Origin of the sequence: Streptomyces sp. AF1A, from assembly GCF_047340315.1 — a bacterium.
In the GTDB taxonomy this organism is placed as follows: Bacteria; Actinomycetota; Actinomycetes; order Streptomycetales; family Streptomycetaceae; genus Streptomyces.
Map to the genome: position 1 here is coordinate 1 of NZ_JBLEBI010000016.1, position 19996 is coordinate 19996.

19 protein-coding genes and 3 pseudogenes are annotated in these 19996 nt (G+C 69.2%); 12 read left to right on the plus strand and 10 right to left on the minus strand.

What is annotated here, in order from left to right; translation table 11 throughout:
- The 5 genes and pseudogenes from ACLU3S_RS07895 to ACLU3S_RS07915 all read left to right on the plus strand — a co-directional run.
- A pseudogene (locus tag ACLU3S_RS07895) lies at positions 1-378 on the plus strand (transposase); the annotation flags it as partial.
- Between the two features lie 228 nt (positions 379-606).
- Positions 607-1833 carry an MFS transporter gene (locus ACLU3S_RS07900; protein ID WP_413951032.1) on the plus strand — a complete coding sequence of 409 codons (1227 nt, stop codon included), beginning with the start codon at positions 607-609 and terminating at the stop codon, positions 1831-1833.
- Between the two features lie 37 nt (positions 1834-1870).
- Positions 1871-2791 carry an MBL fold metallo-hydrolase gene (locus ACLU3S_RS07905; protein WP_413951033.1) on the plus strand — a complete coding sequence of 307 codons (921 nt, stop codon included), beginning with the start codon at positions 1871-1873 and terminating at the stop codon, positions 2789-2791.
- 218 nt (positions 2792-3009) lie between these two features.
- The gene (locus tag ACLU3S_RS07910; RefSeq protein WP_413951034.1) at positions 3010-3768 is read left to right on the plus strand and encodes an alpha/beta fold hydrolase; all 759 of its coding nucleotides are present in this window, start codon (positions 3010-3012) and stop codon (positions 3766-3768) included.
- A 197-nt stretch (positions 3769-3965) separates the two neighbouring features.
- Positions 3966-4066: pseudogene (locus tag ACLU3S_RS07915) on the plus strand (oxidoreductase); the annotation flags it as partial.
- 337 nt (positions 4067-4403) lie between these two features.
- Here ACLU3S_RS07915 and ACLU3S_RS07920 read toward each other — a convergent pair.
- Positions 4404-4994 (minus strand): TetR/AcrR family transcriptional regulator, encoded by a 591-nt coding sequence (locus tag ACLU3S_RS07920; protein ID WP_351367268.1) that lies wholly within the window; start codon positions 4992-4994, stop codon positions 4404-4406.
- 100 nt (positions 4995-5094) lie between these two features.
- Here ACLU3S_RS07920 and ACLU3S_RS07925 point away from each other — a divergent pair, with 100 nt between their 5' ends.
- Positions 5095-6009 (plus strand): alpha/beta hydrolase family protein, encoded by a 915-nt coding sequence (locus ACLU3S_RS07925; RefSeq protein ID WP_413951035.1) that lies wholly within the window; start codon positions 5095-5097, stop codon positions 6007-6009.
- 696 nt (positions 6010-6705) lie between these two features.
- Here the strand turns inward: ACLU3S_RS07925 and ACLU3S_RS07930 are convergent.
- The 4 genes from ACLU3S_RS07930 to ACLU3S_RS07945 form a co-directional block, all read right to left on the minus strand.
- Positions 6706-7305: a carboxymuconolactone decarboxylase family protein gene (locus ACLU3S_RS07930; protein ID WP_413951036.1), complete on the minus strand. Its 600-nt coding sequence runs from the start codon at positions 7303-7305 to the stop codon at positions 6706-6708.
- A 431-nt stretch (positions 7306-7736) separates the two neighbouring features.
- Positions 7737-7883, minus strand: a complete 147-nt coding sequence (locus ACLU3S_RS07935) for a hypothetical protein (protein ID WP_413951037.1) — start codon at positions 7881-7883, stop codon at positions 7737-7739.
- A 138-nt stretch (positions 7884-8021) separates the two neighbouring features.
- Positions 8022-9701: a thiamine pyrophosphate-binding protein gene (locus tag ACLU3S_RS07940; protein ID WP_413951038.1), complete on the minus strand. Its 1680-nt coding sequence runs from the start codon at positions 9699-9701 to the stop codon at positions 8022-8024.
- A 238-nt stretch (positions 9702-9939) separates the two neighbouring features.
- The gene (locus ACLU3S_RS07945; RefSeq protein ID WP_413951039.1) at positions 9940-10902 is read right to left on the minus strand and encodes an MBL fold metallo-hydrolase; all 963 of its coding nucleotides are present in this window, start codon (positions 10900-10902) and stop codon (positions 9940-9942) included.
- A gap of 292 nt (positions 10903-11194) precedes the next feature.
- Here ACLU3S_RS07945 and ACLU3S_RS07950 point away from each other — a divergent pair, with 292 nt between their 5' ends.
- Positions 11195-11833 carry a TetR/AcrR family transcriptional regulator gene (locus ACLU3S_RS07950; RefSeq protein WP_413951040.1) on the plus strand — a complete coding sequence of 213 codons (639 nt, stop codon included), beginning with the start codon at positions 11195-11197 and terminating at the stop codon, positions 11831-11833.
- A gap of 108 nt (positions 11834-11941) precedes the next feature.
- On the opposite strand, the gene ACLU3S_RS07955 is transcribed toward ACLU3S_RS07950, so the two are convergent.
- Positions 11942-12226, minus strand: a complete 285-nt coding sequence (locus ACLU3S_RS07955) for a hypothetical protein (RefSeq protein WP_413951041.1) — start codon at positions 12224-12226, stop codon at positions 11942-11944.
- A 692-nt stretch (positions 12227-12918) separates the two neighbouring features.
- On the minus strand, positions 12919-13524 hold the full coding sequence (locus tag ACLU3S_RS07960; RefSeq protein ID WP_413951042.1) for a TetR/AcrR family transcriptional regulator: 606 nt from the start codon (positions 13522-13524) through the stop codon (positions 12919-12921).
- 130 nt (positions 13525-13654) lie between these two features.
- Between ACLU3S_RS07960 and ACLU3S_RS07965 the strand changes: the two genes are divergently transcribed.
- Together ACLU3S_RS07965 and ACLU3S_RS07970 are read left to right on the plus strand one after the other, a co-directional pair.
- A complete protein-coding gene (locus ACLU3S_RS07965; RefSeq protein ID WP_413951043.1) occupies positions 13655-14662 on the plus strand; it encodes an N-acyl homoserine lactonase family protein in 1008 nt (335 codons plus the stop codon).
- Positions 14663-14908: 246 nt separating this feature from the next.
- Positions 14909-15058 (plus strand): annotated as a pseudogene (locus tag ACLU3S_RS07970) (RNA-guided endonuclease TnpB family protein); the annotation flags it as partial.
- Positions 15059-15084: 26 nt separating this feature from the next.
- On the opposite strand, the gene ACLU3S_RS07975 reads toward ACLU3S_RS07970, so the two are convergent.
- On the minus strand, positions 15085-15942 hold the full coding sequence (locus tag ACLU3S_RS07975) for a LysR family transcriptional regulator (RefSeq protein ID WP_413951044.1): 858 nt from the start codon (positions 15940-15942) through the stop codon (positions 15085-15087).
- A 94-nt stretch (positions 15943-16036) separates the two neighbouring features.
- Here ACLU3S_RS07975 and ACLU3S_RS07980 point away from each other — a divergent pair, with 94 nt between their 5' ends.
- From ACLU3S_RS07980 to ACLU3S_RS07990, 3 genes are all read left to right on the plus strand, one after another.
- Positions 16037-16354 carry a hypothetical protein gene (locus tag ACLU3S_RS07980; protein ID WP_413951045.1) on the plus strand — a complete coding sequence of 106 codons (318 nt, stop codon included), beginning with the start codon at positions 16037-16039 and terminating at the stop codon, positions 16352-16354.
- Positions 16351-16641 (plus strand): SDR family NAD(P)-dependent oxidoreductase, encoded by a 291-nt coding sequence (locus ACLU3S_RS07985; RefSeq protein ID WP_413951046.1) that lies wholly within the window; start codon positions 16351-16353, stop codon positions 16639-16641. The genes ACLU3S_RS07980 and ACLU3S_RS07985 overlap by 4 nt, the downstream gene beginning before the upstream one ends.
- Before the next feature lie 156 nt (positions 16642-16797).
- Positions 16798-17238: a hypothetical protein gene (locus ACLU3S_RS07990; protein WP_413951047.1), complete on the plus strand. Its 441-nt coding sequence runs from the start codon at positions 16798-16800 to the stop codon at positions 17236-17238.
- 289 nt (positions 17239-17527) lie between these two features.
- On the opposite strand, the gene ACLU3S_RS07995 is transcribed toward ACLU3S_RS07990, so the two are convergent.
- Both ACLU3S_RS07995 and ACLU3S_RS08000 read right to left on the minus strand, forming a co-directional pair.
- Positions 17528-18325 (minus strand): cyclase family protein, encoded by a 798-nt coding sequence (locus ACLU3S_RS07995; RefSeq protein ID WP_413951048.1) that lies wholly within the window; start codon positions 18323-18325, stop codon positions 17528-17530.
- 354 nt (positions 18326-18679) lie between these two features.
- Positions 18680-19951, minus strand: coding sequence for a M20 metallopeptidase family protein (locus ACLU3S_RS08000; RefSeq protein ID WP_413951049.1), 1272 nt, complete (start codon positions 19949-19951; stop codon positions 18680-18682).
- Positions 19952-19996 lie beyond the last annotated feature (45 nt).

The window sequence follows — 19996 nt, forward strand, 5'->3', positions numbered from 1 at the left end:
CTTGTACCGCAGGTTCCGCACCACCGGGGTGACGATCAGGCCCGCGCTGGATCACGTCCGCGGCGACAAGGCGTACTCCAGCCGCGACAACCGCAGCTACCTGCGACGACGGGGTATCAAGGCGACCATCGCCAGCCCGACGACCAGCGAGCAGCCCGTAAGCGCAAGGGCCGGGCAGGCGGGCGCCCGCCTGCCTTCGACAAGGCCCAGTACCGCCGCCGCAGTGCCGTCGAACGGTGCGTCAGCAAGTGGAAGCAGTACCGGGCAGTGGCCAGCCGGTACGACAAACGCGACTGCATCTTCAACGGGACCCTGGCCGTCGCAGCGATCGTCATCTGGCTCCGCGACATCGTCCAAGAGCCATCAGAAACGACCTAGCCGTCGTCGCCCACTGATGTACCGCATCCCGTTCCGCCCTTCGGAGATGCCGGCTCCATATACGCACGGGCTGTTCACCGCAGCGCTCGCTCCGCTCTGAACGGGCTGGAGCCGCGGCTGGCACGGCACCTCTCCACAGACACAAAAGCTATAAGTTTGCCTTAGCCGGGGAAGAGGGCTAGTCTCAACTAACGCAAAAAATTAGCCTTAGATAGCCCGGAAGGCCTCATGCACACCATCACGGCCCAACTGCCCCGCCCTCCCCTTCCTCGCCTCAGTCGCAGCGGCTCCTTCGCACTGCACGCGTCCGCGGTCGTCAGCCTGCTGGCCGCATCCAGCGCTCCGACCCCGCTCTACGACGAGTACCAGACGCAGTGGCATTTCTCCGCCCTGACGGTCACCATCGTCTTCAGTTCCTACGCGCTCGCGCTGCTGGTGGCGCTCCTGGTCGCCGGAACCCTGTCGGACTACTTGGGTCGGCGCCCCGTCCTGACCGGTGCGCTGCTCGCCGAGGCCGCCTCCATGGCCCTCTTCGCCACCGCACAGGGCGTGACGGAGCTGATCGCCGCCCGGGTCGTACAGGGGCTGGCCACCGGCGTGGCCACCGGCGCCGCCGGCGCCGCCCTGCTCGACTTCGAGCATCCCCGTCATCCGGGGCGGGCAGCGCTCGCCAACAGCCTCACCCCCGTCTCCGGCATGGCGACCGGTGTCCTCGCCTCGACCGGACTCGTCCAGTTCGCACCCGCCCCCACCCACACCGTCTACCTCCTGCTGCTCCTGCTGTTCGCCACGCAAACCGCCCTCGTCACTCGCACGGCCGAGACCGCGAGGTCACACCGCGGCGTATGGCGGTCGCTGCAGCCCGGCATCTCCGTCGCCCGAGCCTCCCGCACGGCCATGCTGCTCATCACGCCCGGCGTCATCGCCGCCTGGGCCCTCGGCGGTTTCTACTCCTCCCTCGGCCCGCAACTCGCCCGTCTGATCGCCCCGCATGCCCCAGACACGACCGGAGGTCTGGTGTTCTTCGCCCTCACCGCCAGTGCCGCCCTGGCCATCTGCGCCACCCGGACCCGGCCCGCCCGCACGGTCAGCACCGCAGGCGCCATCGCCTTGATGTCCGGAGCATTGCTGACCCTGGTCAGCCCGTACCTGCAGAGCCTGTCCGCTCTTTTCGTCGGCACCCTGCTGGCAGGTGCCGGATTCGGCGCGGTGACCCAGGGCGCACTGCGGCTGCTGCTACCTCCGGCCGCCCCGGAGGAACGGGCCGGAACCCTCGCCTCCTACTACGTCCTCAGCTACCTCGCGATGAGCGTGCCGGCCGTCCTCGCCGGACTCCTGACCATGAGATACGGCCTCGAGACCGCCGTACTGCTGTACGCGGGCTCGACCGGCCTGCTCGCCCTGTCAGCCCTCGTGGCACTGGCCACCAGCGGCCGGCGCCCCCTCAGTACCTGACGCCCGGACTTCGACCCTCGAGAAAAAGGACTCGCTCATGAACACCGCCACCCCCGCCCAGCCCCACCCTGCCTGGAACCTCGGAGGCACCGTCGTCCGCCGCATCGACGAGATCATTCTGCCACCGCAGACCGGGCCCTGGCTGCTGCCCGAGGCCACCGCGGACGTGATCGACGAGGCAGCTTGGCTGCGTCCCGACTTCGCCGACGCCGACACACTCCTCCTGGCCAGCCACACCTTCGCCGTGGAAGCCGACGGACTGCGCATCCTCGTCGACACGGGGATCGGCAACGGCAAGACACGCGCCAACCCGGCCTGGAACCGCCTGAGGACCGACTACCTGCAGCGCCTGACTGACGCCGGCTTCCCGCCCGATTCGGTGGACCTCGTCATCACCACCCACCTCCACACCGACCACGTCGGCTGGAACACCCGCTTCACCGAAGGAAACTGGAAGCCGACCTTCCCCCACGCCCGCTACCTCACCAGCCGCACCGAATGGGAGTACTGGGCCGACGCGGAGATGGACCAGGCGCGCCGCCAGATGTTCTGCGACTCCGTCCACCCCGTCCGCGACAGCGGACAGTACGTCCCCGTGGACGTACCCGACCACGGGCACGAGGTGGCCGACGGGGTCCGGCTTGTCCCGGCCCCCGGCCACACGCCCGGGCAGGTGGCCGTGGAAGTGCGTGGCACCGACCGCACGGCCCTGATCACCGGCGACAGCATCCACCACCCTGTGCAGCTGTCCCACCCGCATCTCACCAGCTGCGTCGACACCGACGCACGGCAGGCGGTGCACACCCGAACCCGCCTCCTGAACCACGTGGCGGACACCGACACCCTGCTGCTCGGCACCCACTTCCCCCAGCCGACCGCCGGCACAGTCCGAAGCGACCGCGGACGCTTCCGCCTGCACCCCGAGCCAGGCACCGAGATGGCACCGGCTGCGACCTGATCAGCCACCACTCCCCCGGTCGAAGCCCCCGAAGCCACCGCGGAACTCCTGACCGACCTGATCACCGGGTGGGATAGCGAGAACCTTCACTCGCCCGTGAACACCGGACACCGCCCATGACGGACCGTCACCCACCGCTGTGTCCCTGTCCGGGACGGCCATGACCGATTCCTCTTCCGGCGGCAGGCCGTCCTTCGCTCCAACCCGGCGCCAACGACATGGCGGCCCTGATGACCGCCCTGGGCCACGAACGGTTCGCCATGGTGGGCCACGACATCGGCATGTGGACCGCCTACGCCCTGGCCGCCGACCACCCCGACCGCCTCGAATGCCTCGCAGTCGCGGAAGCCGCCATCCCGGGACTGTCCACCTCACCACCGCTGTTCGGCGGCCACCAGGCCAACACCAGACTGTGGCACTTCGGCATCAACCGGCTCAGCGAGCTCAACGAACAACTCGTCCGTGGCCGCGAACACCTCTACTTCGGCAACCAGTTCGCCAGCAAAGCCGCGCAGAAACTCCCCGACGAAGGGGTGCGCTACTACATCGAAACCCTCGCGTGCGACCCCCAGGCCCTGCACACCAGCTTCGCCTTCTACCGGGCGCTGGACACCACGATCGCGCAGAACGAAAAGCGCAAGGAACAGCCCCTGACCCTGCCCGTCCTGGCCATCGCCGGCGAAGCCAACTCCGGCGACCTCGTCGCAAACACCATGAAACTCGCCGCCACACACGTCGAAAGCCTGATCATCCCCGACTGCGGCCACTACCCAGCCGAAGAGGCACCCGAAGCAATGCCGGACGCACTGACCCGCTTCCTCGCCCCCTACCGCGACGGAGTGCCGAGCGAGCACACACCCCGACAACACACATCCACACGGCAGGAACACACCAGCGAGGCATCCCCCGACGACACAACACCAACCGCCACACCACCCACCTCCTGTTCTACCGGGCGCACGGCAAAGGCTCAGTGACGAGGCCTTGCCTGGCCGGCTCGGGATCGGCCGCGGGGGGCGTTCGGCTTCTGACCGTGGCGTCCGCGCGGCCCCGCTTCTGCGTGGACACCGCGGCCGCCACACCCACTGCGCTGCCCCTCGCCCTGACGTACGGGGCGGACCGGCTCGTCTTGGCCACCGATCACCCCTTCCTGCCCATACCGTCACGTCAACCCCGGCTCGGTGACGCCCAGGGCCCGTGCCCGGCTCGCTCACCGAGGCGTTCGAGACGCTCGTCGAACTCCAGCAGCAGGGCCTCATCCGGCACCTCGGCGTAAGGCTGGTCCTGCGCACCGGGCACCGCAGCCTTCGCAGGTCACATCGCGCACGATCCATGAGTCGATGCATGGATGGACTGGGCGGCCTCCGGCCGAGCTCGGGCGGCACGTCGACCGTGACCGATCTCCGCGACTCAGCCCGCAAGCCTGCGGGCCGTTCGCTCCAGCGGCCACGACCGACGCCGTCGTGGTCGGCCTAGGCTGCGGAGGTGTTGCGCCGCTTGTCGGCCGTCGGCCGATCGGACGGGAAACCCGCAGGCGGGACGTGGTTCCGGCGAACTCGGCCGCTGCTGACCCGTTCGCCAGGAGCGTGGGGGGCGAGGCGGGTCTTCGTCGTCAGGCCGCCACGGGACCGTCCGGGGGCATGGTCGTCCGGCAGCCGGCAAGGAGTCGGGCGACCATGGCCCGCGCGTGCTCACGGTCGTATCCCGGGCCCAGGATGCACAGGTTGCCGACCGCTCGCATCAGTGTGTACGCGGTGACGTCCGGGTCGAGCTCGCCCCGGGCCGTCGCGGCGTCGAGGAGCGAGGCGCAGGCCGGGACCAGTGTGTCGAGCATCAAGGAGTGCAGGCTCTGCAGACTGGGGTCCTCGGACTGGAGTGCCGCCCCCAGTCCGTGCTTCGTGACGAGGAACTCCACGAACGCGTCCATCCATCGCGACAGGGCCTCGCCCGGCCTCGGCGACCCGGCGAGATCGGCGGCGAGTCGCGCGCACTCGTCCACCTGGTGCCGGTAGACGGCGACGACCAGCTCCGCCCGGGTGGGGAAGTGGCGGTACACGGTGCCCAGGCCCACGCCGGCCCGGCCGGCGATGTCGCGGATGGGCGCCTGGACGCCTTGCTCGACGAACACCTGCGCCGCGGCCGCGAGCAGGGACTGGCGAGTGCGCTCGGCGCCCGCTGCTCTGGAGCCGGCCGATCGGGACAAGATCTCACCTCTGGTTCGCGGAACATTGTTCCGCTAATGTGGGGCGGAACGTCGTTCCGCCAAGTATGCGGCACGCACCTTTCCCACAGGAAGTCTGCACATGTTCACTCCTGCGCAATCCCGGACGAAGACCGTCGCGATCAAGCCCATCACCGTTCCCCCCGGTGACCGGGCGGTGCCCCTGCAGGTCAAGGTGACCGCACCGGCCGAGGGCCGCGGCCTTCCGGTCATCGTTTTCTCCCACGGCAACGCGTGGTCGATGGACGGCTACGAGCCGTTGGTCGACCGCTGGGCCGCCGCCGGCTTCGTCGTCGTGCAGCCGACCCACCTGGACTCGCGCCGCAACGCCATAGGGTTCGACGATCCGCGCTTCGGCACCATCTGGCGCGTGCGCATCGATGACCTCCACGCGGTGCTGGACCACCTTGACACCATCCTGGCCGAGGCAGGCGACCTGATCGACCGCGCCGACCGGACGAGCGTCGCCCTCGTCGGACACTCCTGGGGAGCCCAGACCGTCGGCACCCTGCTGGGCGCCCGCGTGTTCGACGCCCAGGGCACCGCGGGCGAGGACTTCTCCCACGGCGGAGCGAAGGCGGGCGTGCTCATCGCGGCGACCGGCACGGGCGACTCGCTCACGCCGTTCGCCGTCGAGCACCTGCCCTTCATGAGGCCGGACTACTCCACCATGACCACGCCGGCGCTCGTCATCGCGGGCGACAAGGACCAGTCGAGGTTGTCCACGCGGGGACCGGACTGGTTCCTCGACGCCTTCGACTTCAGCCCCGCCCCCAAGCGCCTCCTCGTCGTCCCCGGCGGAGAGCACACCCTGGGCGGCATCGCCGGGGAGGCCGTGAGCGAGACCACCGACACGGACGCCGACCGGGTCGCCCTCGTCGCCGACGCCGTCACCGCGTACCTCCTCGACGCCCTCGACCGCGACCCCGATGCGTGGTCCCGCTTCCGTGCCGACACCGAAGCCGCCGAGAAGGCGTCCTTCCAGCACAAGGACTGACCCGGCCCAGTGCCGCCCCTTCCCGGCCCGTCGCGCGCCGCACGGCAGCGGCGGGCCGGGAGGCATCTCGCACACACCGCGCCGGTAATGCACCGAAGCCCGGCGGCCAAAGCCAGAAGTCCACGATGAGCCACGCCCTGGTCAGCCGCTGCTCCCGTGCTCCGGAGCATCGCCCCCCGGCCTCTCGGAGTCGGGCTTTGGAGCGTGCCGTCGACGAAGAATTCCGCAGCGATACGGCCCCCTCCGTCCCCTGCGAGCGGCGCGCCCTCCGCGGCCACCTTCGGCGATGTCTTCGGGCGCGTGCTGCTCAACGGTCTCGCGGTTTTCGCAGCGCGCACCGCTGCCTGCGGTTTCCCTCCCCTCGGCCGACTCGTGATCGCTTTCCGTATCCTGCAGGGGCTGGGTGCCGCGGTCATCGTGCCCATGGCCGCCGAGGTCGTGACCGACGCCTCCCCACCGACCGGCATGACCGCCCTGGGCGTGACCGCCTGGGCGCGCGAACCGGCCACGCTGATCTGGGACTTGGGGACGGACACAGTACGTATACCGTGTCCTACATGCGATTTTTTCCCGGAAAGGGACGGTTTTCGGCCAGGGGGAGAGAAGCCGCTGGAGAGGGAATGCCCCGCCGTCCCGTGCGGAGGACGGCGCCGACGGGGGGGGACACCTGGTGGCCAGGAGCCGGTGGGGAGAGGCCTACTGGTCGAGACCGACGGCGTTCGAGGGCACGTCGAAGGCCATCAGGGTGAGAGAGACCGCGCTGAACCAGCCCATCAGGACCGTCACGTCCACAATGCCGACGTCGCCGAGCAGCTCCTGCGCCCGCTGGAACATCCCCTGCGGCACGATCCGCGCGGCGGCCAGCGTCGAGGAGAGCTCGTACACCATCTGCTGCCGCGGGTCGTCGAACGCGGTCGGCAGCCCCGCGATCAGCGCCTGCGCCTTCTCCGCCTCGAGCCCTCCGAAGATCACACCGATCTTCTCGTGCTCGTAGCTGGCGTACGCGGCGCCCCAGCGCCCGCAGATCACACAGGTGGCGATCTCGATCTCGGCCTTCGACAACGTCGACTTGGTCTGGAAATACGCACCGACCGGCGCGACCGTCTTGAGGAGCGTCGGGTTCGCCGCCCAGATCTTGTGCGGACCCGGCACGAGTCCGCGCAGCTTCAGCGTGAAGTCGAACGCCTCGCGCATCTTCGGCGGCATCTGGCCGACCGGCGTCTCGGTGAAGCGCCCGAACGTGCCGAAGTCCTCCGGGTGCTCGAGCATGGCCTTGAGTTCGTTGATATCGGGCATGATTCGTTCCTAGTCGGTCTGGGTCACGGCGCGGCCGGCGAGCACGTCATACGCGTTGAGCGGGGTGCCGAGCGCCAGGTGGTGGACGTGATGAAAGCGACCGCGGCGAAGCCCGGCTGGCCGAGCTTGGCGACCGCTGCGTCGTACAGCGGCCCCGGCACCGCGCCGCCGCGGGTCAGGGTGAAGGCGACATCTGCGGCGAGGAGCTCGTCCTCGGCCGGGCGCCAGCCGGCGCTCAGGGCCGCGATCTGGTCCGGGCGCAGCCTTGTGCGCAGGGCAAGGGGTGTGCGCGCAGAGCTCGTAGGCGACGTCGCACCTGCCGCCGAGGGTCAGGATGCCGACCTGCCGTACCCGCTCGCTCGGGCCCGGCAGCTTCTGGGCGACGTCGATGAACTGGGCGAGTGGCATCGCGAGGTCGGGGAAGTGGAGCATCACCACCCTGGCCCGACGAACGCACCGTCGGGGTCGCTGGCCTCGAAGCCTCGGTACTCCTCGGCCTGGATCATCTTCTCGAAGGCCTCGTAGAGGGGGCGCTGCTCGGCGTCAGCTCCGTAGGGGGGAATCAGTGGCGGTCGCATGGTGATCTCCTTGTGCTCGACAGCCGAACACCGAGCGTGCGGGTGCGTTTCAGGGCGGTGAGACACCGGTGGACCGGCCGATCAGCACGTCGTCGTGCGGAAGATGCCGTCGTCGCGGTCATCGGTCACCGGGCCGATTCAGACGTCGCGCTTGAGCAGCGCGTCGAAGGTGGTGACCGGGGCGATCCGTTCCTTGTCGACCACGACGTCGATCAGTGCCGGGCGAGCGCCGGCGATCGCCTGCTTCAGGGCTCCCCTGAAGTCCTCCGCCGAATCGACACGAGCCGCGAACAGCCCGTACGCGGCGGCGACCTTCGCGTGGTCGACGTCGATGAAATCGCAGACCTCGTGCACGACGTCGCCTCCGAGGGCGTGCTGGAAGCCGACGTGCTCGTAGCCGAGACTCGCGTTGTTCAGGACGATGGTCACCGCCGGGATGTCCAGTCGCATCGCGGTCTCGAGGTCTCCGACGTTGTAGCCGAAACCGCCGTCGCCGACCAGCGCGAAGGCACGCTGCCCCGTCGGCGCCGCGAGTTGGGCTCCGAGGACGGCGGGGAAGGCCCAGCCGAGTGTGCCGGCGGCGCGCAGGAAGGTCCGGCCGGGCGAGTGGACGGGAAACAGGGCGCCGCCCCAGGCCCCCATGAAGCCCGTGTCCACGACGAGCAGGTCGCGCTCGTGGGTGAGTTCCCGAAGGATCGAGACGATGGCCTCGGGCCGCACATGCCCGGCGGCGGGTCGGCGTGCCACTGCTTGGAAATCCTCTTTCCAGGCGGCGCGCCTGCGCTGGACGGACTCGCACCACGTGCGGCGCGCGTCGGTGACCGGCTCCGAGGTCAGCGCCGCAGCGAGTGAGCGGCACGCTTCGCCGGCATCGGCGACCACACCCGCCTGCACGGCGCGCGTCCTGCCGATGGCCTCGGGCGAGAGGTCGACCTGGATCACGTCGGTGGCGGCCGAGGGCAGCGTGTAGGTGTCGGTCGCGAGACCTCCGAGATCCGTGCCGATGGCCAGGACGAGATCCGCCTCATGCACGATCGCGTTGCTGATCTTGCTTGAGTAGCGTCCCGCGACGCCGACCGACAGCGGATGGTTCTCGGGTATGGCGCCCTTCCCGCCAAGTGTCGTCACGACGGGCACCGACGCGGTCTCCGCGAGTTCTACGAGGTCGAGCGCGGCTTCGGCGAGCAGCACTCCGTTCCCGGCGAGGATCACCGGCCGCTCACTCCGGGCGAGCCTGCTGACGATGTCGTCCACCGCGCTCGCCGACGGGGCCGGCGGCGTGGGTGTGAGGGCGGGCGCGTAGCGGGCGTTCGGCGCGACTTCCATGATCGTGTCGTAGGGGATGTCGAGGTGCACGGGCCGTGGGCATCCCGCGGCCGCGGTGCGCACGGCCTGAGCGACGAGTTCTCCGGCGCGGTCCGCGCGGGTGACACGCGCCTGCCACTTCGTGATCGACTGGAACATCGGCGGCTGATCGAGCTCCTGGTACTCGTTCTTGTACTCGACCTGTGTGGACACCGTGCTGGTGATGGCGACGAGGGGGCTGTGTGCCCACCAGGCATCCGCGAGCGCTCCAGCGACGTTCGCCGCGCCCGGCCCCCACTGCCCGTAGACAACCGCGGGTTTGCCCGTCACCCGGGCGTACGCGTCGGCCATGACGACAGACGCGGCCTCGCTGCGTGCGAGGTGCATGGCGATGCCGTGATCGCGCAGCGCCTGCCAGAGGAGCAGATCGCCACCGGTGACCAGGAAGATACGGTCGATCCCGTTGTCTTTCAGGGCCCTGGCCACAGCGTGCGCGACCCGGGGCGCAGCCATCTCGGTGTTGTGTTCCGTTGCGGTGTCACTGCTTGCTTTCGTCACGAGTTTCTCTCTTCGTCGGCTCAGAACATTCCGGTGAAACGCTGAGGGCCGGGCCCAAAGCCCGAGCGGCCGGGGAACTCGCAGCGTCGAATGGTCGATCGAAGGTCGGCGTCACCCGCTGTCAGGCATGCTCGGACGCGTGCGGCCCTGGACGGGGTGGCGGCGTCCTACGTCGAGCCACGGCCGAACGCCGTCAGAGGATGAGGCCCTTGGTCATCACGTTGGGCAGGGTGGTCATCTCGGCGAAGGCGCGTTGGTCGTGGGCGGGCACGACGATCATGTCGGGGATACGCTGGAGGATGGAGGCCATCCGCAGGAGATTGCGTCGGTTGCCGTCCGCGTCCAGATCAGCGAACCTCCGCACCAGCCAGGGACGCTCTTCCAGCCGGGTGAGACCTTCGCGCTGCCACACAAGGTCCCCCACCAGGGCGTACCGCACGTGGTTGGTGAGCGTCACGAACACGATGATGCTGCCCGGGGTGTGCCCAGGGGCGGGAACGCAGACGATCGATCCGTCGCCGTGAACGTCGTGGCTGCGAGGGAAGCCGAGGTAGGGACCGGACTCGAAGTGGATGACGCTCCAGGGGATGCTGGTCTCGCTGAAGGGTGGGCCGAAGTAGCCGTGCATGCCTTCCCTGCCGAGGGCGGCCTTCTCTCGCTCGGTGACCAGCACCGGCACCCCGGGGAAGTCCGGGAGACCGCTCACGTGGTCCCAGTGCGCGTGGGTGAGGAGGATGCCCGCGAGCCGACCGAAGTCGTAGCCGGCGGACTCGAGTTGATCCCGGGCCGGCTTCCACATCTCGTACTTGGTCATGCGCTGGAACAAGCGCGGCATGGTGGTCATCTGCTGATCGATGCCGCGGCCGAACCCGGTGTCGACCAGCAGATCACCGCTGGGGTGCCTGATGAGGACGGCACCCATGTTGAAGTCGCGCTTCTCGAAGAACGATCCGCCGCGGTAACCGTAGGCTGCGACGCGCTTGTTCACGCCGGTCGGCACCGCGACGACGTCCAGTTCCGCCGGTGGATTGGCCTCGGGAATCGGAATCGAGTCGGACAGAGGGGGAGGTGCAGGCAGTGGCGACGACGCGAAGCTGCGGGCCAGGCGCGCCACCGGCACCGCGGCGGCTGCGGCGACGATGAGCCGCTTCTTCATGATTCCTTCTCCTTCTGGCAGGACCGCGGCGCCCACGGCTCGGCGGGGAGTTTCCAAGAGCAGGGGCATGGGGCCGCGAGCGGACTCGGAACGCTGAGCGGCCATCCGTGCCTGTCGGATCGGACACACAGCTGCACAACTGCGTCCTGCGCATGAGGGAGGCCCGGGCGGGGCTCCGTGGAAGCACGCAGGACATAAAAAGCGAACGCACGCTCTCTTTTTTCAACTGTGCACCGACCGCCGCCCCCCGTCAAGAAAAACGACCGCTCACTTTTTCATGTACGCTGGCAGCATGCCCAAGGTGAGCCAGGAGTACCTAGATGCCCGCCGCGCAGAGATCCTGAGCGGCGCGAGGCGCTGCTTCGTACGCAACGGCTTCCACGCGACGACCATGCAGGACGTGCTGACAGAGACAGGCCTGTCCATGGGAGCCGTGTACAGGTACTTCGCCGGCAAGCAGGACCTGATTGTCGCGATCGCCGAGGAGAACCTGGGCGAGGTGGTCACCGAAGTCCGCAAACTGGCCGATCGAAGACCCACGGTCGGCATCGGGGAAGCACTCGCCGATCTCTTCGAGGTCATCAAGACGAAGCACGCAGAGAACGGCTTCGCCGCCCTCTCGCTGCTGGTGTGGTCCGAAGCCCTGTACATCCCAGCACTCACCGAGCGGATCAAAGCCACAATCGTCGAGGCCTGCGGTGAAATCGTCAACATCGTGCGGCAGCATCAAAATGCCGGCGCCCTGCCCCCGGGGGCCTCAGCCGACGAAGTCGCCCAGTTGATGGCGACCATCGTGCCCGGTTTCATTCTCCAGTTGACAGTCCTGGGTCCCTCAGGAGTTGACAGGCTGTCGGACGCCGCCCGTGCACTGTGGCCGGAGGGAAGCACGCACGCGACCACTCCGCATACCACAGGACAACCGGGCGAGTAATACGCTCGCGCCCGCACAGCGGGTTCTCCGCCTTCGGCTCGGTGGAAACCATTGGCACCGGGACCAGCGACGATGACTCCACGTCGGTCCTCTTTTCGCGCCAAGGGATCATCGGCCCTGTCGACCTGAGGGCCGTCGGCCGGCTCCGTGACGGCCTTCTCGATGGTCGTGACGGCCTTCTCGATGGTCGCTGTCGGACGCGGTCACCTTCTGCCCGTCCGGGGCAACGAACACGACCCGGGCGGTCGCGCCGTCGGCCGTTGCCCCGGGGAAACGCTCATCCGCCAGGTCATAGGCCTTCTGCGCCTCGATGCCCGGCATGGAAAACCGCTCGTCGGAGGTTTCCGGGGCCTGGGAGGCGGCAAAGACGACGGCCGAGGTGGCCAGCCACATCAGGGCGACGGTGCATCGTCGCCGAAAGGCCACGAGGCCCAGTCGATGAAGAAGGGTAGCGGGTCCCTCTCCGGTACTGCAGGCCGGTCCCGACGCGACAGGAGGCACGCGGACGCGGCGGCCCTTTGCCGATTGCCGCGTCTGCGTCTGCGCCTGCGGGGGGGCTTCCCTGAAGAGGGCAACACATCCCCGATAAAGTCCTCGCTCACGCGGCGGGCAGGCGCCGGGGGGCCGCTGGTCCTGGAAGTCATGTTCCGCGAGCCGGTCGGCCCGTTGGGGTCGCGGCGGGCATCGGATCGGTGTCGCGCGAGACCCGTCCTTCGAGTTCGATCTGAACGTCCTGAGCGAACACCGAGCACGTGCCCCTGAAGGTTCGGACATCCCCCTGGGCGGGATTTTCGTTCCAGCAGTCCGACAACCGACAGCATTCACGACCTCCGCAGGAGCGACGAAACGACACGCCGGACAGGCCGCGGGCGATCAGCGAGCGCAGGAAGGCCAGCCAGCCGGCGTCGTCCTCGGCGGTGGCGACGGACTGTCCGCAGAGTTGCTGAACCGCGCTCGCAGCCGAGAAGACCGCCGCAGGCGAGCTCAGGCAGACGGGCGAGGGCCTCGCTGCAAGGTCATAACGGAGGTCGGCACCGTCACGTGCCGGTCCCCCGCGACCGGCTGGGCACCGACTGAAACCCGGGTCACTGGCCCGCTGCGGCCACGGCGGCGACGAGGGCGCTCGTCATGCGGTCGAGAAAGGGGCCGTCGACGGGCTCGCTGGTGATCGCCAGACGGAAGAAGAGAGGGGAGATCAGCAGGTCGGTGGCGAGGCTGTGGTCAAGGCCGGCCTGCAGTTCCCCGCGGTCGACGGCACGGCGCAGGATCTCTTCGGCAGCGCGGCGGCGCGGGACAGCGACAGCCTCCCGCAGGGATGCGGCAAGGGCAGGATTACGCTGAGACTCTGCGAGCAGATCGATACCGATAGGCAGAACGCGGGGGTCAGCGGCCTGCCGGACCGTCAGCTCGAGAAACGCACGAACGTCGCCGCGCAGTTCGCCGGTGTCCGGAACATCAGGCAGATGACGGATGACGAGGTCCTGGACGAGGTCGAGCAGCATCGCCTCCTTGGAGGGCCAACGGCGGTAGACAGCGGCTTTGCCGACCCCCGCACGACGGGCCACCGCGTCCATCGACAGGCGCGTCCAGCCGTTGCCGGCCAGCTCATCGAAAGCCGCCGTGGCGATGGCGGTCGTGACATTCTCCTGCAGTGCTGGACCGCGGCTGCCGCGACGACGTCGGGTGTCCATGGCCGTCATCCTACCTGAAACACGAAACGGAACGGTAGCGTTTCGAGTTACCCAGGGCTATGCTGAGGCCTGTTCCATTGCGGAACTGAACAGTTCCGCGTTTTTGGCACTCATCGTTCCTGGAGGGATCATGAAGGTCTTCCCACTCCGTGTCGGACGCACGAAGGTCCCCTACGGTCAGTTCTACGGCGGCCACGACGGCTTCTCGGTTTTCAACCTCGCCGCCGCCACGTCCGGCTTCATCTGGGTTCCGATCCACGCCTACCTCGTCGAGCACCCCACCGCGGGTCCGATCCTCGTCGATACCGGGATCTCCCCCGCCCAGGCCGACACACACGACGCCTACTACGGCGGCACGATCATGGAGTACGTCACCGACGAGGACGAATACGACCTTCCCGCTGACCAACGGATCGAGGCACAGCTCGACCGGCACGGCCGAACGCCCCGGGACATCCGCACCGTCGTGATCACGCACTTCCACGAGGACCACATCGGCTCGCTGCCGCTGTTCACCGATGCCGAAGTCGTCCTCGGCCGTGCTGAGTACGACGCCCGCGACTCCATGATCGCCGGGCTCGCGCCGCTCGCGTTCCCCAAGTCTGTCGCCGGCGTGCGTAAGTGGCGTCCCGTCGACTTCGACGGACCAGCCATCGGCGGCTTCGACAGCTCCTGTGACCTGCTGGGTGACGGCTCGTTCCAGTTGCTGCCCACTCCGGGACACAGCGCCGGCAGCACGAGCGCCCTCGTAGGCCTCGGTGGCGGTCGGCACGCCCTGCTCGCAGGTGACGCTCTCTACACCATCCTGCACCTGGCAGTCGACGACGTTCTGCAGATGCAGACGGGCGCGCAGGAAGTCTTCGTCGACACAGTGCGGCGCATCCAGTGGCTCCACCGCCTGCTGCCCGGACTCGTCATCCTGTCCGCCCACGACAACACCCCGTACGGCACCGGGCTGGTGCGCGCTCTCCTCGCCGGAGACGGAGAGTTGACAGATGACGCCTATGCCGCGGCGAAGGCGTACGAGCGGGAGACGTTCGACCCCGCCTACCGCCTCAACCCGGCCCGCCGTCCACGCTACGTGCCGGGCCGCGACGGGGCGACGGTCGGATCGGCAGCGGGGACGGAACCCAGTTGACCGGCACGACAAACGTGGCGTACGGCTGGCGAACTATCCGCTGACAGGGGCCGACTCCATGGGCCGCCGCAAGTCGGTCAAGGGCGTTGACGCCGTGCTCGCCACCGCGGCCGGCGCCGGGCTGCGGCTGCACGCTCTCGGTCCATTCCGCCAGGCGTGGCCGGCAGGTCAAGTCCGACCCGACCACAGGTCGGTGGGTGGTTCCGCCACCTGCCACAACGGCCGTTGCGGGCACTTCGGCACCGTGACTCCCCGAAGGACGGTGACGGCTGCCGCTGGGACTCCACCCCGCACGATGCCCAGACCCGTGTACGTCTGCAAGGTGTCGGACACGTACGCGTGCACCAGCACCGGCCCGTACAAGGCCGCGTCAAGACCGTGACGGTCAAGCGTAAGGCCGACGGTTCCGATCGCCCGCCCCCTCAGGTCGTCCTTGAGGCATCTACAGCGGCAGCGACAAAGGATGCGACCAGGCGCCGGTGGTCGTCCCGCAGCCAGGCGAGGACAAGTTCACTGTCGGGGGCGTCGGTCACGGGCCGGTAGACGAGGTCGGGGTGCATCGGCTGAGCCAGCGAGCGAGGCAAGATCGCGACGGTGCGTCCCAGCTTGATCATGTGCAGGGCTTCGGCCGTGTCCGTGACCTCGGGCCCCCGCCCGGCCCCGGGCGCTCCGGTCCAGCGCACGCCTTTCCAGCGTGGCAGTGTTTCCTGGGCGAGGTCGGCGAGGGTGACCTCCGAGCGAGAAGCGAGCCGGTGGTCCGGCGGCAGGATCGCTACACGTCCTTCGACCGTCAGGGTTGCATGGTCCAGACCGGTCATGTCGTCGAACGGCGCGTACAGCAGGGCAACATCGGCGCGGCCATCGCGCAGGTGATCGGCGCGGTCGGTGGCTCCGCCGAAGAGGATGTCCACCTGGCGGGCGTCGGGCCGGCCGGCGTAGGCGGCCAGGATGGCGGACAGGAGGTTGGCATCACTGCCGGGTTTGATCACCAAACGCAGGTGGGCTTGTCGATCGCCGGCCCGGCGGGCCTTCTCGGCAGCCGCGCTGACAGCGTTGAGCGCGTGCCGGCCATGATGCAGGAGTGCTTCGCCGGCGAGCGTGAGGGCGACGTGCCTGCTGGAACGCTCCAGCAGCTTCACTCCGAGCCGGGCTTCCAAGCGCCGGATCGCTTTGGACAGGGCCGGCTGCGCGATCCCCAGGCAGGCCGCGGCGTGACCGAAGTGCAGTTCCTCGGCCACAGCGACGAAGTACTCCAGCTCGCGGGTCTCCAGCTCAGCCATGGCACAAGGCTATCGCTTATTCCATTCCTGCCAGGAATGGAATGAGAACGGTCAGATCTTGGACGCAAGGGAAAATCGCCTGTTCACTGCAGACATGATTCACCACACGATGATCGTAGCGTTCGACAGTCCGATTCCTGAGAGCGCGTTGCGCCAGTACCTCAAGGAGTTCGAGGAGCTCGTGATGGGTTCCGGTCTGGTCGAGTCGTTCGCTGCCCAGCACCACATCCGCGTCCCGGGCGACGACCACGCTCCGCTGGCCGTCGCCAGCGCCGTCCTGCAACTGCGCCTGGCCGACATCGATGCCTTGGACGCGGCTTTCACCATGCCCGGGGCGGTCGACCTCATCAAGCGCTGGCAGGGCCGCCACCCGTACAAGGCGATCTGGGTCAACCACGAGCCGCTGGCATGAGCAGCTACACCGGCAAGGCCGGTCTGATCACCGGCGCCGACAGTGGGATCGGGCGGGCCAACGCGCTCGAATTCGCCCGGCGCGGGGCCGTGGTCGCCGTACTCGACCTGGACGAGGACAGCGCCCGCCAAACCGGCGTCGTCGGCCTGTCCAAGGTGGCCGCCGTGGGCTACGGTCCGGACAGCATCCGGGTCGACGCGCTGCGCCCGGCACTGGCGAAGACCGCCATGTTCGACGGTGTCGTCGCCTCGGCAGGTACGCAGATGCCGGCCGGCAGGCGGCCGTGACCTCGCTGCGCGGGCTGGCGGAGTCCGCGAAGGTTGCGGCCGCGGCTGTGCGGCTGCCCTCGCCGGACGCCTCCTACGTCACCGGCACTGCCCTGTCGGTCGACGGCGGCCTCCGGGCTTGAGCGGGGCAGCGAGCGGCGGTGAGGGGGCAGGCCGATGCCCCCTCACCGCCGCCAGATGTTCCGCGACTCCGTGCACCCCGTCCGCGACAGCGGACAGTACGTCCCCGTGGACGTACCCGACCACGGGCACGAGATGGCCGACGGGGTCCGGCTTGTCCCGGCCCCCGGCCACACACCCGGGCAGGTGGCCGTGGAAGTGCGCGGCACCGACCGCACGGCCCTGATCACCGGCGACAGCATCCACCACCCGGTGCAGTTGTCCCACCCACATCTCACCAGCTGCGTCGACACCGACGCCCAGCAGGCGGTGCGCACCCGAACCCGCACCCGCCTCCTGAACCACGTGGCGGGCACCGACACCCTGCTGCTCGGCACCCACTTCCCCCAGCCGACCGCCGGGACAGTCCGAAGCGACCGCGGACGCTTCCGCCTGCGCCCTGAGCCAGGCACCGAGATCCCACCCACTGCCGCCTGATCACCCTTGAGTTATGCGTCGTCGAGGTGCGCGAGCTGTCGTGAGGCGGTCGAACCGGGAGACCTGGGCACGACGCGGTTGCCCGCAGCGGTGACGACGGCGATGACGCGCCTGGCTGCGCACGATCCTTGACTGGATGACACAGCGGTGGGCGTCGCCACGGGAGTTCCAGAAGTCCGGGCGAGTCGGTCTCGACGGGCGGTTCGGCCCGTCGACGTCCGAGACGGTGGGCGGTTCCACGAGGAGGCGGGAGCGTCTTCAGCACACCAGGAGACCGGTGTCCGTGTCCTCAGGCGCCGATGAGCGCGAGAGGGCGAATGGGTGCCCCGGTGGCGCCCCGGACGTTCAGAGGCGCGCCGACAAAAAGGAACTCCTCCGCGCCGCGCGCGGCGAGGGCTTCGAGGTTCATCACCTCGATGAGGTTGACGCCGCACTCAGCGAGCAGCAGGCGGTGCACGGGAAGCGCCGCGGGGCCTGCCCCGGGTGGGATGTGCTCCAGGGCGATGGTGTCGGCGCCGACCGCCGCGACGCCGCACTGGGCGAGCCAGGCGGCCGCGGACGTGTCGAGGCCTGGGACTCCGCGTTCGTCTCCGAGATAGGCGGGCGGGTCGTTCCAGTGCTGTGCCCAGCCGGTGCGGATCAGCACGACATCGCCGCGCTCGGGCTGCGCCGCACCGTGCGCCCGCAGGTCATCGAGGCGTACCGGCTCGCCCGGTCCGAGCCGGTCGACGCCGCGTGCGGCAGGCACGTCGTAGAGCACACCGCGGCGGACGAGCGGCGGCACCTGGTCGATTCCGTGCACCCGGTAGCGTCCGCCGTGCAGGGCGTCGGCCACCGGGACGCCGCCGAACATGTGGCCGTCGACGGCCACATGGCACAGAGCGTCCATGTGCGTCCCGACGTGACCGCCGAGGACGATCATCTCGTGCGAGCCGGTGATCCCGTCGGCGCGGGCCGCGTCGTCGTGCCGCTGACGGAGCGCGAACTGGAAGGCCGGATGTGTGGGTGAGACCGGCATGCCGGTCTCCAACGGCTGCGCGAGGTCGATCGCCTCGATACCGTGACGGAGCGCTTCGAGCAGTCTCATGTTCCTCATTTCTTCCGTCGGTGCCGGCAGCGGCAGACCCGAGTTCGGCCGGCGTGGTCTCCGGCAAGGCGATGACGGTCAGCACAGACACCAGCAGGAGGACGACGACGTAGCCGTTGAAAGCGGCACGCCCGACATGCTCGCCGTCCAGGTTTGCAGGCACGGCGCAGTCCCGCCGAATACGGCAACGGCCATCGAGTACGGCACCGCGAGGCCGACCCTGCCGATCCCCGTAGGGAACATCTCGACGTACCCGCCGGGCAGGACTGCCACACCGGCCGCGACGAAAACGCTCGCGACCGTCATGGCGAGGGCTCGGCAGCAGTCGTGTGACAGCGAGGGGGCCGGGCTCTCTCATGGGCGGGCCTCCGGCGGCGGGGTGGGGCTGGGGTACGGCACCCTCGCGGTGTCGAGGGACGGCGGCTGGGCGGCACGGGTGCGCCGGAGCGCGAGTTCGGCATAGAGCGCGGCACCCAGGGGCAGGACCGCGTCGTCGAACAGGGCGCGACCGCTGTGGTTGAACGGGGCGTGCGCAGGGTCCGCCCCGGTGGGCAGCGCACCCAGCGCGATCATGGCTCCGGGTACCTCGGCGAGCACGCGGGAGAAGTCCTCGGCGCCGAGGAACGGATGGGCCAAGGGCCGGTGCAGGTCCTCGCCGAATACCTCGCGGATCGTTGCGTCGACGAACGCCGTCTCGCCGGGTTCGTTCCAGGTGACCGGTCGTTCGCGGACGAACCGCGCATCGACCCGCGTTCCATGGGCGTCGGCGATGCCGTGCAGCAGTCGCAGCGCGCTCTGCCCGACCTGCTCCGCCACCGAGTCGGACAGGGTACGCACCGTCGCCTCGAAGACAGCGGTCGCGGGGACGACGTTGCGCCGGGTGCCTGCATGCAGGCTCCCCACGGTCAGCACCACCGGCTCGAACACGTCGAACCGGCGAGTGATCATGGTCTGCAGGGCGAGGACCATCTCCGCCGCGACAGTGATGGGATCCCGGGCCCGGTGCGGCTCCGAGGCGTGCCCGCCCTCGCCCCGCACGGTGACCAGCAGCGCCGACGACGAGGCGAGCATCGCCCCCGGCCGGGTGAAGAAACCCTGCGCCATGTTCGAGAAGACGTGGAGCGCGTAAGCGGCCTGGACCCGCCGCCCGGCGGCGTCGAGCACTCCCTCCTCGATCATGGTGCGTGCGCCCTCCCAGCCCTCTTCACCGGGCTGGAACATGAGCACCACGTCGCCGTGCAGTTCCGCGCGCCGGGCCGCGAGCAGTCGCGCCGCGCCGATCAGCATCGCCGTGTGCAGATCGTGTCCGCAGGCGTGCGCCACGCCTGCGGACCGGGAGGCGTAAGCAAGCCCGGTCTCTTCCTGGACCGGTACAGCATCCATGTCTGCGCGCAACAGCACGGCCGGCCGCGCCCCGCTGGGTTGCGGCGCACTGCCACGCAGGACGGCCGTGACGGAGGTGGCACGCTTGCCGAGCGAGACGTCCAGCGGCAGTCCGCTCAGCGCCTGGACGACCTCGGCCTGCGTGCGCGGGAGGTCGAGGCCGATCTCGGGACGGGTGTGCAGTGTGTGCCGTAGAACCGTCAACTCGGGCGCCAGTGCCTGCGCTTCCTGCTGGATCGTCACGTCATGGGCCTCCCGTCGTCGTTGTGAGTAGTGTGGGTAGCGATC